Source organism: Rhizobium sp. IY2 (genome assembly GCF_047532935.1).
Taxonomy (GTDB): Bacteria; Pseudomonadota; Alphaproteobacteria; order Rhizobiales; family Rhizobiaceae; genus Rhizobium; species Rhizobium anhuiense.
Genome location: NZ_JBLKNU010000005.1, coordinates 341,517 through 352,384 on the forward strand (window position 1 = coordinate 341,517; position 10,868 = coordinate 352,384).

9 protein-coding genes and 1 pseudogene are annotated in these 10,868 nt (G+C 60.9%); 3 read left to right on the forward strand and 7 right to left on the reverse strand.

The genetic code is table 11. The annotated features are described in order from the left end of the window. Nucleotides 1-222 precede the first annotated feature (222 nt). The 7 genes from ACMUVN_RS19355 to ACMUVN_RS19385 form a co-directional block, all read right to left on the reverse strand. The gene (locus tag ACMUVN_RS19355; RefSeq protein ID WP_047616823.1) at nt 223-1,227 is read right to left on the reverse strand and encodes an Ldh family oxidoreductase; all 1,005 of its coding nucleotides are present in this window, start codon (nt 1,225-1,227) and stop codon (nt 223-225) included. Further along, on the reverse strand, nt 1,227-3,212 hold the full coding sequence (locus ACMUVN_RS19360) for an FAD-dependent oxidoreductase (RefSeq protein ID WP_414815385.1): 1,986 nt from the start codon (nt 3,210-3,212) through the stop codon (nt 1,227-1,229). Before ACMUVN_RS19360 ends, ACMUVN_RS19355 begins: the two co-directional genes overlap by 1 nt. Nucleotides 3,213-3,312: 100 nt before the next feature. Continuing rightward, nucleotides 3,313-4,392: a quaternary amine ABC transporter ATP-binding protein gene (locus ACMUVN_RS19365; RefSeq protein WP_047616821.1), complete on the reverse strand. Its 1,080-nt coding sequence runs from the start codon at nt 4,390-4,392 to the stop codon at nt 3,313-3,315. Continuing rightward, the gene (locus tag ACMUVN_RS19370) at nt 4,385-5,272 is read right to left on the reverse strand and encodes an ABC transporter permease (RefSeq protein WP_047616819.1); all 888 of its coding nucleotides are present in this window, start codon (nt 5,270-5,272) and stop codon (nt 4,385-4,387) included. Before ACMUVN_RS19370 ends, ACMUVN_RS19365 begins: the two co-directional genes overlap by 8 nt. Before the next feature lie 95 nt (nt 5,273-5,367). Next, a complete protein-coding gene (locus ACMUVN_RS19375) occupies nt 5,368-6,369 on the reverse strand; it encodes an ABC transporter substrate-binding protein (protein ID WP_063474167.1) in 1,002 nt (333 codons plus the stop codon). 67 nt (nt 6,370-6,436) lie between these two features. Beyond that, nucleotides 6,437-7,231: a pyrroline-5-carboxylate reductase dimerization domain-containing protein gene (locus tag ACMUVN_RS19380; protein WP_132576215.1), complete on the reverse strand. Its 795-nt coding sequence runs from the start codon at nt 7,229-7,231 to the stop codon at nt 6,437-6,439. Nucleotides 7,232-7,242: 11 nt separating this feature from the next. Then, the gene (locus ACMUVN_RS19385) at nt 7,243-7,872 is read right to left on the reverse strand and encodes a TetR/AcrR family transcriptional regulator (protein WP_132576213.1); all 630 of its coding nucleotides are present in this window, start codon (nt 7,870-7,872) and stop codon (nt 7,243-7,245) included. A gap of 147 nt (nt 7,873-8,019) precedes the next feature. Between ACMUVN_RS19385 and ACMUVN_RS19390 the strand changes: the two genes are divergently transcribed. The 3 genes and pseudogenes from ACMUVN_RS19390 to ACMUVN_RS19400 form a co-directional block, all read left to right on the forward strand. Continuing rightward, on the forward strand, nt 8,020-10,056 hold the full coding sequence (locus ACMUVN_RS19390) for an NADH:flavin oxidoreductase (RefSeq protein WP_132576211.1): 2,037 nt from the start codon (nt 8,020-8,022) through the stop codon (nt 10,054-10,056). Between the two features lie 47 nt (nt 10,057-10,103). Continuing rightward, on the forward strand, nt 10,104-10,706 hold the full coding sequence (locus ACMUVN_RS19395) for a dimethylsulfoniopropionate lyase (protein ID WP_048338176.1): 603 nt from the start codon (nt 10,104-10,106) through the stop codon (nt 10,704-10,706). Nucleotides 10,707-10,739: 33 nt separating this feature from the next. After that, a pseudogene (locus tag ACMUVN_RS19400) lies at nt 10,740-10,868 on the forward strand (electron transfer flavoprotein subunit beta/FixA family protein); the annotation flags it as partial.

Below are 10,868 nucleotides of genomic sequence, written 5' to 3' on the forward strand. Positions count from 1 at the left end.
CCCGATATTGTCGGCCGAGCGGCTTTTCGTGGCGCAGTCTGGACTGATCTTGCGCAAAATGTATATGAAGCCGCTCCCCTGAAGCCGTCTGTTCTGCGCAATGCGCTGCGCAAAGTGGATAGAGATCTTTAGTTTCTCAATTAGCCGAACGAGGACATTGTCGCCATGGTTGCGCACTGGTCCGCAGTGCGCGCGCTTCTTCGGCTTGGTAATGATTTGCTTTCACTGAAGGCACAAGCGGCGGATCGTTTCGAGCACCGCTGCGTCGACTTCGAGGCTATCGGTTTCCGCGGTACATGCGGACATCGCTCTGTCGCCGGGGATGCGAACTCCCTTGGCGCGCAGCCGCTCCAATTGGGCCGTGGCTCGCGCCTGAAAATCCGGATCTACTGCTGCGGGAAAGAGCGCGATCACGGTCATTCCGGCATTGACCGGATGCTCGCCTGAGAGAAAGTGGCCTGCATCGAGCGACCATGCGGCCCCGGAAAGACCCGCGGAAAGCATCTCGACGACAAGGGCGATATTGGCGCCCTTGTAGCCGCCGAAGGGCAGGAGCGCGCCGAGCATCGCCTTGACCGGATCAGTGGTGATTGCGCCGGTCTCATCGATGGCGATGCCGTGAGCGATCGGCGACTGCGCCTTGGCCGCCTCGGCAAGGGTGACGAAGGCCGTAGCGCTCGTCGCCTGGTCGATGACGAGAGGCGGCAAAGGGGCCGGCATGGGCGCGCCGAAGGCCAGCGGATTTGTGCAGTAAACGCGCTCACCGCCCTCGGCGGCGGCCATCAATGGTGGGCCGTTGGCAGCGGCGATGGAGATCAATCCGTCCTGAGCCAGGCGCCTGATGTAATATCCCAGTTCCCCGGCGGTATAGCTGTTTTTCTGCGTGAAGACTGAAATGCCGAAGGTTTTCACGCGTTTCGTGAAGTCGTCGTAAATGAGGTCAAAGCCGAGCTGCGCTATGCCGCCATCCGCATCGGCCTGGATCAGGGCCGGCAGCACATGGTTGAAGCGGGGCTTGGCGTTTCCGTTGATCCGCCCCTCGCGCAGGCTGGCGAGATAATCGACGAAATGCGGAAAACCCAGCTCGGGGCGTCCGAAACGGGCAGCCGACAGCGTTGCATCGATGAGCGCCTTCGCCATGGCCTGGCTGCTGCCGCAGGCGAGGCAGGCTTCGAGCGCCAGTTGGCGGAGCTCGTCGATCGGCATTCTGATCCTCTGCCCGGTCATCACAGCTCCAATGCGGCTCGCCTGCCCTCATAGAAGGCATAGGGCGCCTGGCGCGGCGCGGCGCAGTCTCCGATCTCCACGATATGGCGACCGCTCGAGCGCAGTTCTTCGCCGAGCCAGTTGGCGGCTGCATTGGTGGTGGCGAGCACCAGGCTGTCGCCTTCCTCGAAGAAATGCTCGCCGGTATTGTGATCCAGCAGGGTGACGCCGTTGCCGTGCCACGCCAGCACGCTGACCTCCAGACGCCATTGGACACCCAGCCTCTTCAAGGTCCGACGCAGCGGTACGTCGGCGGTGGTGCGCTGAAGTTCCTTGCCGATGAAGGGATCGGGCGAGAGCATGGTCACCAGGTGCCCATCTTCGGCGAGCTTCCAGGCGGTTCCGCAGCCGCGCCAGCCGCCACCCTCGTCGAGCAGCAGGACCCTTTTGCCCGGCCTTGCCTGCCGCGCCATGACAGCCTCGATGGTGAAGACGTTTCCCTTTTCGATGCCGGGCAGCGTCTCGACCGAGGGCAGAGCCTTCTGGAAGCCGGTTTCGGGAGAATAGGAACCTGTCGCCAGGATGACGGCATCCGCGCCGATCGCTTCGACATCCGATGCCTCGACATAAGAGTTGAGCCGGATCTCGACGCCGAGTTTCGTCAGCTGCCGCTCGTACCAGCCGATGAGGTCGAGGATCTGCGCGCGGCGAGGCTGCAGTCCGGCCAGCAGGAAATTGCCGCCGAGCCGGCTGGAGGCTTCCGCGAGGATGACCCGGTGGCCTCTCTCCGCGGCTGCACGGGCGGCTTCCAGACCGGCAGGCCCGCCGCCGACCACCAGCACCGTTCTCGGCTGGCCGGCCGGGCTGAAGCGGTCGCCGCCCCATTGGTATTCCCGTCCGGCCGACGGGTTGATGAGGCAGCTTATCCAATAATCACGCGAGCGCCGGCCCCAGCACATCTGGTTGCACGAAATGCAGCCGCGAACATCGTCGGGGCGGTCTTCGCCGGCTTTTCGGGCGAGATGGGGATCGGCGATCTGGCCGCGCACGATCGAGACGAGGTCCGCCGCTCCTTCTCCCAGAACGGTTTCGGCATTCTCCGGTGTTCTGATATGGCTTTCGGCGATCACGAGCGCGTGCTTGACGGACCGCCTGATCGTCGCAGCGAGATCGGCGCCGAGCTTCTCCTTGTAAAGGAATGTCGGCATCAGCTTGTGGAAGTCGAGATAGCCGCCCGAGCCGCAGGTGACGTAATCGACGAGGCCGAGATCGTCATGGAGGACGACGATTTCGGCAAGCTCGTCCCGCGTCAGCGCGACGCTGTGATCGGGCTCATCGCTGATCGCAAGCCCGATGATGAACTGCTCACCGCAGACCGGCCGGATGCGGCTCATGATCTCGCGCGAGAAACGTGTCCGATTTTCGAGCGAACCGCCCCATTGATCCTCTCGCCGGTTCGACCAGGGCGTCCAGAACTGCTCGATGAGGCCGAGATAGGCCGCCCAGACCTCCACGCCATCGAAACCGGCCTCATGACAGCGGTGCGCCGCCTGCACGAATCCGTCGATGGTTTCTGAGATTTCCGCCTCGCTCATGGCATGCGAGCCGTCGCTGTCGTGATAACTGGGCAGACCGGACGGCGACCAATGCGGGTGGTATGAATTATCGGAATCTCCATGGGCGCCAACATGGTAGAGCTGCTGGATCGCGACCGCGCCGTTTTCCCTGATCGCCGTCGTGACCTTCCTGAAGTGAGGGAACACACTATCGTCGCCGGGAAGAAAATTCCCGCGCGTCAACACAGCGGCGGGATGGACCGGCATCGGTTCGACCACGATCATTCCGGCGCCGCCGATCGCACGCTCGGCATAATAGGCAACATGCCGGTCGCCGGGCACGCCGTTGTTCGCCATGTTTGCCGTATGCGCGCCGAAGACGATCCTGTTGCGCAAAATGTGTCCGCGCAGACTGACGGGCGAAAACAGACGCGGGAAGAGTTTCGACATGGTGATCCCCAAGCGTCAGGCGGCCGACTTTCCATTTCCTGCGATGGCGTGCCCGATATCGGTATCGCCAACGAAACGGAGAGACGGCCGCATTTGAGCTTCAGAGTGCGACCGAGAGGGCACTATCGCGTCGGGGAGCCACCTCCTGCGAGTTCACCATCGCGCCTGCGAGCTGGCGGAAGGTGACGAGACCCAATGCTTCGCCTGATGGTGAAATCACCCTGGCATCGTCGTCCGGCGCCGATGCCAGGATCCGGACGGCCTCTTCGACTGTCGTGCCTGACGCAATCGTCAATCCGCCGGGTACTGCGCCGGAATGCAGGGGGGTCATGACGGCTTCGACATGGATGACGCGGCCGCGATTAACCTCCTTGACGAAATTGGCGATGTAATCGTCCGCCGGACGCAGGACGATGTCCTGGCTGGTGCCCTGCTGGATGACTTCGCCGTCGCGCAGGATCGCAATCTGGTCGCCCAGGCGAAGGGCCTCATCGAGATCGTGGGTGATGAAGACGATGGTTTTCTTGATCTCCCTCTGAATGTCGAGAAGGACCGTCTGCATATCCGTGCGGATCAAGGGATCGAGCGCCGAATAGGCTTCGTCCATCAAAAGGACCGGCGCATCGTTGGAAAGGGCGCGCGCCAGGCCGACACGCTGCTGCATGCCGCCGGAGAGCTGGTTGGGATATTTCTGCTCGAAACCCTTGAGACCGACCCGCTCCAGCCAGCGCATGGCGACGTCGACGGCTTTCGAACGCTCCATGCCCTGCACTTCGAGGCCGAAGATGGTATTGTCGAGAACATTCCGGTGCGGCAGAAGCGCGAACTTCTGAAACACCATGGCCGTCTGGTGCCGGCGAAACGCCCGCAATTCGGTCTCGTTCATTTTCACGACATCGACGCCGTCGACAAGCACTTCGCCGGCGGTTGGATCGATCAGACGATTGATGTGGCGGATGAGGGTCGATTTGCCCGAACCCGAAAGGCCCATGATGACCTGGATGCGGCCCGAAGGTATCTCGATATTGATATTGCTCAAGCCCAGCACGTGGCCATGCTTTTGGTTGAGCTCGGTCTTCGACAATCCTTTTTGGACGGCATCGACGTAAGCGGCAGGATTGGGACCGAAGATCTTGTAGAGATGGCGGATCTTGATGCCGCCGAAACGTTGATCAGCCATGGACGATCTCCCGATGCTTCTGGAGCCTCTTGCCATATGCCTGGCTGACCCGGTCGAAGATGATGGCGATGCCGACGATGGCAAGACCGTTGAAAATACCCAGCGTGAAGTACTGGTTGGCGATCGCCTTCAGAACCGGCTGGCCAAGACCCTGGACACCGATCATCGAGGCGACGACGACCATGGCGAGCGCCATCATGATGGTCTGGTTGATGCCGGCCATGATGGTGGGAAGCGCCAGCGGCAGCTGGACCTTGAACAGTTTCTGCGAACTCGATGTCCCGAAGGCGTCGGCCGCCTCCAGCACGTCCTTGTCGACCAGGCGGATACCGAGGTCGGTCAGCCTGATCATAGGCGGGATGGCGTAGATAACGACGGCGATCAGTCCCGGCACCTTGCCGATGCCGAGCAGCATGACGACAGGGATCAGGTAGACGAAGCTCGGCATGGTCTGCATGACGTCGAGGATCGGGTTGATGACGCGCTGCAGCCGGTCGGAACGCGCCATCAGGATCCCCATCGGGATGCCGATGGCGATCGAGAGCACGGTACAGACGAAGATCATCGAGACCGTCCGCATCGTATCGTCCCACATGTCGAAATAGCCGATCAGCAGCAGTGTCACGAGACAGCCGAAGACGATCTTCAGGCTGCGGCTCGCAAACCATGCGATGACAAGGATGATGGATGTGATGATCGGCCACGGCGTCTGCGTCATGAAGCGGTCGGCGGCGATGAGAAAATGCTGCAGCGGGGAGAAGAGGCTTTCGATCGCGTCGCCATAGCTGCGAGTAAAGGCGCGAAAGCCGTCATCGATCGCCTTCTTCAGATTGCGAAGGGCATCATCATCCATATGCGGGAATTTATAAAACCATTCCATTCGGTTCCCCTTTTTCTTCAAAGAGCCGCGGCAGTCTTTTTGATTTTATCGGCAGCGAGAGGCGGTGCGCTTTGAGCGCACCGCAATAGTCGGCGTTAAAGCGCAGCTTCGATCTTCGCGGCTGCCTCAGGCGAGACCCACTTTGTCCAGAGGTCCTTGTTTTCCTTCAGGAAGTGCTTTGCGCCATCTTCGCCGGTTGCCTGGTTGTCGGTCATCCACGCCATCAGCTTGTTGACCGTGTCATTGCTCCAGGAGCGCTTCGTCAGATAGTCCATGACCTCAGGCCCGACCTTTTCCGAGAAGGGCTTGGCAACCAAGGTCACGACGTGATCGACCGGCCATGCGTTCGGCTTCGGATCGGGGCAATCGGCGACGGTGATGCAGCGCTTCCATTCGGCTGCATCCTGCGGCACACCGGCTTCGAGCTTGACCATCTGATACTTGCCGAGCAGCGCGGTCGGCGCCCAGTAATAGCCGGCCCAGCCTTCCTTGCGTTCGTAAGCCTTGGCGATCGAACCATCGAGGCCGGCGGCTGAGCCGGTATCGACGAGGGTGAAGCCGGCCTTCTCGGCTTCGAAGGCCTTGTAGAGCTGCGTGGTCACGACGGTGCCGCCCCAGCCCTGCGGCCCGTTGTAGATGGCGCCCTTCTTCGGATCTTCCGGATCGGGGAAGAGTTCCGGATGCTTCAGCACGTCGCCGATGGTCTTGATATCGGGATGGGCATCGGCAACATATTTGGGAATCCACCAGCCCTGTACGCCGCCATCGGGCAGCGGAGAGCCGACCTGGACGATCCGGCCTTCATCCGTTCCCTTCTTGACGACATCGGGAAGCAGGTCGATCCAGGCTTCCGGCGCGATGTCGGGCTGGCCCTTTTCGGCCATGGAGGTGATCGTCGGGACGGTGTCGCCGACGGTGATGTCGGCCTCGCAGCCATAACCTTCGTTCAGGATGAACTTGTCGAGGTTAGAGAGAACCTCTGCACTCTGCCAGTTCATGCTGGCGATGGTCACACTGCCGCATTCGGCGGCGCTGGCGAAAGACGCCCCGCCGATCAGGCCGAATGTCAGGCATGTCGATGCAAGTAGTTTTTTCATTTCGTTCCCTCTGCTTAGCGGCCGATTTTGACGAGCGGGGCGCCGCAGGAACCCGCTCCAACGGTTGTCAGGAAGCGTCTCCCATACTCACCGATTTCTTGAATGCCGCCGACAGTCCCTTGGCGACGGAAGCGTCGAACCCGGCAGCGCGCATGCCTTCGATGGCTGCTGCGGTGGTGCCGCGATAGGCGAGAAAGGTTTGAACGACGTCGTCAGGACATTCGTCACGGCGCTCCAACAGGCGGCCGGCGCCGGTCATCACCGTGTTGACGGCCCGCTGCGCAATCTCCGCCGGCAGGCCATGGGTGACGGCGTCGCTCATCATGGCGGCTGCGAGCAGCGCCGGGAATGCCGGTCCGGATCCGGAGAGGCCGGTGAGATAGTCGATGTCGCTTTCCCCTCCGACCTCGTCCTCAGATCCGCATGCCTGGAAAATGGCGCGGACGACTGCTCGATCGTCTTCCGTGACGTCGCTTGTGCCAGTCCAGGGCGTATAGGATCTGGTTACTTCGGCAGCGGCATTCGGCAGAGCGCGGACGATGCGAGCGGTGTTGTGGCGTCCCGAAAGTGTGTCCAAGCGGATGCCCGCCATGACCGAGATGACGAGCTTGCCGCCGGCATCGAACTCCAGGGCCTGCCAGTCGGCCGGACGAACGGAGAGAAGGATCACATCCGAGCGGTCGGCAAGTTCCTGATTGTCGGTGGTCAGGAAAGAATTCGGGAAACGGCGCGGCGGCTCGCTGCGATAGGAGAGGGAGAGATTTCGAGGACCGACCAGGCCGGCATCGAGGATCGAGCCGGCGATTGCTCCGCCAAGCCATCCGCCGCCGCCAATGATACCGATCCTCAAGGAAACGCTCATCTCGGCCTTCCCTAACCGGGCCTATAGCCATGCCGGGAGAAGAAGCGATCGAGCTCCCTCTGCTGCGGCACTTCGCCGGTGTAGATCGCAATATACTCTGGAATCCGTTTCATGCGGACGGCGAGTTCCTCCCTGGACTGCATGGAGATATAGCCGATCTGAACGAGGTAAGTTGTTCGCGCTCTGACATCTGATGTCGTTTCTGGTAGTCCGAACCGGATGAACATGCGCTTGAGCGCTTCGAGGCGAAGCTGATCGGCTTGTCGGACCTCGGCGAGGATCTCGTCGGACTGCAGCGCCCAGCTGCGCACGGCGAATTCAAACCTGGCGTCGAACAGATCGTTGTTGAGCCAGCAATCGAAGACGTTGAGCATCGCCTCGGCAAGCGATTCCGCATAAGCTTCCGACTGCTTGACGATGTTGCCGGTGTTTTTATCGCGCCAGCGCGCCACAAGCGCGGCCAACAGCTCCTCCCGATCCTTGAAGAACCAGTAGAAGCTCGTGCGCGAGAGATTGAGCTTCTTCGCCAGCGGCAGAATCTTCACCGAATCCACCCCGGAATCCAGCAGCGAGTGGTACGCTGCTTCCAGCCATCCCTCCTGTGATCCGCGCCAGCCAGTGTCGTTCAAAGCCTGATCCATGGGGTGTTTCCTATCAAATTATCAAACCACGCACAAGAAAAATGTACATCAGTGTCGAAAATAACGACCCATTTGTTTTCCTAGTTGACACTTATGTACATTATGCTTAGCGTCTCCTCTGACGTTTTTAATCCGGAACCACGGCCCATGTCGAATGACCCCCTTCTTCAGCCCTATCAGCTCAAGCATTTGAAGCTGCGCAACCGTCTCATCGTGACCTCCCACGAGCCTGCCTATCCGGAAGACGGCATGCCGAAGGAGAGGTATCGCGCCTATACGGTGGAGCGGGCAAAGGGCGGCGTGGCGCTGACGATGACGGCAGGCTCGGCCGCGGTTTCCAGGGACAGTCCGCCGGTTTTCAACAACCTGCTCGCCTATAAGGACGAGATCGTCCCGTGGATCAGGGAAATGACCGACGCCGTGCATGAAGAGGGGGCGGCGATCATGATCCAGCTCACCCATCTCGGCCGGCGCACGCGCTGGGACAAGGGCGACTGGCTGCCGGTCGTGGCGCCGTCGCATCATCGCGAGGCATCCCACCGCGCCTTCCCGAAGAAGATGGAAGATTGGGACATCGAGCGCATCATCAAGGATTTCGCCGATGCTGCGGAGCGCATGAAGGCGGGCGGCATGGACGGTGTCGAGCTGGAAGCCTACGGCCATCTGATCGACCAGTTCGCGTCGCCGCTGACCAACGAACTCGATGGTCCCTATGGCGGCTCTCTCGAAAACCGCATGCGCTTCTGTCTCGATGTGTTCAAGGCGATCCGGCAAAGGGTGGGTGACGACTTCATCCTCGGCGTTCGTTATACCGCCGACGAATGTCTTCCCGGCGGTACCGGCAAGGCCGAAGGCATGGAGATTTCCAAGCGGCTCCGCGATAGCGGCCTCATCGACTATCTGAACGTCATTCGGGGCCACATCGATACCGATGCGGGTTTGACGGATGTCATTCCGATCCAGGGCATGGCAAACTCTCCGCACCTGGATTTTGCCGGTGAAATCCGGGCCGCGACCAATTTTCCGACGTTCCACGCTGCCAAGATACCGGACGTCGCGACCGCGCGTCACGCGATCGCGGCCGGGAAAGTCGACATGATCGGCATGACCCGCGCCCACATGACCGATCCGCACATCGTCCGCAAGATCATCGAAAAACGGGAAGAGGATATCCGCCCCTGCGTCGGCGCCAATTACTGTCTCGATCGCATCTACCAGGGCGGCGCCGCCTTCTGCATCCACAATGCCGCCACCGGCCGCGAACTGACGATGCCGCATATCGTGGCGAAGGCCGACGCCAGGAAAAAAGTCGTCATCGTCGGCGCCGGCCCGGCCGGTCTGGAAGCGGCGCGCGTCGCCGGGGAACGCGGCCATCAGGTCGTCGTTTTCGAGGCGGCGAACAATCCCGGCGGTCAGATCCGGCTCACCGCCCAGAGTGAGCGCCGCAGGGAGATGATCAGCATCATCGACTGGCGCATGAGCCAGTGCGAGAAATACGACGTCACCTTCCACTTCAACACCTGGGCGGAAGCCGACACCATCGAGGCCGAAAATCCCGATGTCGTCATCATTGCGACCGGCGGCCTGCCGCATACCGAGGTTCTCACGAGCGGCAACGAGCTGGTGGTCTCTTCGTGGGACATCATTTCCGGCGACGTGAAGCCTGGAACCAACGTGCTGATCTTCGACGATGCCGGCGACCATGCCGGCCTGCAGGCGGCGGAGTTCATCGCCAAGGCAGGCGCCAAGGTCGAGATCATGACGCCGGACCGGTCCTTCGCGCCTGAGGTCATGGCCATGAACCTGGTGCCCTATATGCGTTCTCTTCAGAAGCACGACGTGACCTTCACCGTCACCTACCGTCTGGAAGCCGTCGAGAAGAGCGGCAACCAGCTGGTCGCTCATATCGGCAGCGATTACGGCGGGATTGCCAGGCAGCACAGCTTCGACCAGATCGTCGTCAATCATGGGACCATCCCGCTCGATGAGCTCTATTTCGAACTGAAACCCAATTCGAGCAATCTCGGTGAGATGTCGCACGACCAGCTTCTGTCTGGAGAACCCCAGTCCATCGTCCGCAATCCCGACGGCAGGTTCCAGCTGTTCCGGATCGGCGATGCCGTGGCCGCACGCAACACGCATGCCGCCGTCTATGACGGACTGCGCATCGCAAAAGATATCTGATCGCAAGATCAGCCGCCTGTCGGCGGGTCGTTTCGGGAGGTGATGACATGAGTTTGCGCAATGAAAGCCTCCAGATTTTCGTGGATGCGGCTTTCGTGGCTTTCGACCAATTTGCCAGGGCGCCGGAAGCCCGTCGCTCGATTCGTCAGATTTCTACGGCGCTGGAATGCCCGGGAGATGCACGCGCAGGGGAAGGAAGTCGATTGCCCGTGTGTGCGCTCCTTGATGTGGCGCTCTCGATCGATCCGTCCTATCCTTCGCTGGCGCGTTTGATCGAGGGGTTCAAAGGCATCGAGCCAATGCTTGAATGGCGTCGGCGCACCAAGTATGACCACACGGCCAGCGACAATTTTGTCGATGGCCATGCCAATGCGATGATCATCGGCCCGGGAGGATTGGAGGAGCGGAGCGACCTGTGGATCGGCGTGACGTTGATGGCGCCTCACATGCGCTACCCCGATCACGACCATGCACCGGAGGAAGTCTACCTCGTGCTTTCCGAGGGAGAATTCCAGCAGGGGGAAGGGGACTGGTTTTCGCCTGGTATCGGCGGATCCTTCTACAATCTCCCTGGCATCAAACATGCCATGAGGTCGCTCGACACGCCGCTCTTCGCCTTCTGGGCATTGCTTGCCGAACGGCCGCACTGACGGCCGGTAGTCTAGAAATAAAGGGGGTCACCCATGAAGATACTCGTGCCCGTCAAACGGGTTGTCGACTACAACGTGAAGATCCGGGTTCGTCCGGATGGCACGGGTGTCGAGCTTGCCAATGTGAAGATGTCGATGAACCCGTTCGACGAGATCTCGGTG

Coding starts and splice junctions, on each gene's coding strand:
- ACMUVN_RS19385 (WP_132576213.1), bottom strand. CDS start 7,872: ATGGATCAGGCTTTGAACGACACTGGCTGGCGCGGATCACAGGAGGGA.
- ACMUVN_RS19355 (WP_047616823.1), bottom strand. CDS start 1,227: ATGACCGGGCAGAGGATCAGAATGCCGATCGACGAGCTCCGCCAACTG.
- ACMUVN_RS19380 (WP_132576215.1), bottom strand. CDS start 7,231: ATGAGCGTTTCCTTGAGGATCGGTATCATTGGCGGCGGCGGATGGCTT.
- ACMUVN_RS19375 (WP_063474167.1), bottom strand. CDS start 6,369: ATGAAAAAACTACTTGCATCGACATGCCTGACATTCGGCCTGATCGGC.
- ACMUVN_RS19365 (WP_047616821.1), bottom strand. CDS start 4,392: ATGGCTGATCAACGTTTCGGCGGCATCAAGATCCGCCATCTCTACAAG.
- ACMUVN_RS19360 (WP_414815385.1), bottom strand. CDS start 3,212: ATGTCGAAACTCTTCCCGCGTCTGTTTTCGCCCGTCAGTCTGCGCGGA.
- ACMUVN_RS19370 (WP_047616819.1), bottom strand. CDS start 5,272: ATGGAATGGTTTTATAAATTCCCGCATATGGATGATGATGCCCTTCGC.
- ACMUVN_RS19390 (WP_132576211.1), top strand. CDS start 8,020: ATGTCGAATGACCCCCTTCTTCAGCCCTATCAGCTCAAGCATTTGAAG.
- ACMUVN_RS19395 (WP_048338176.1), top strand. CDS start 10,104: ATGAGTTTGCGCAATGAAAGCCTCCAGATTTTCGTGGATGCGGCTTTC.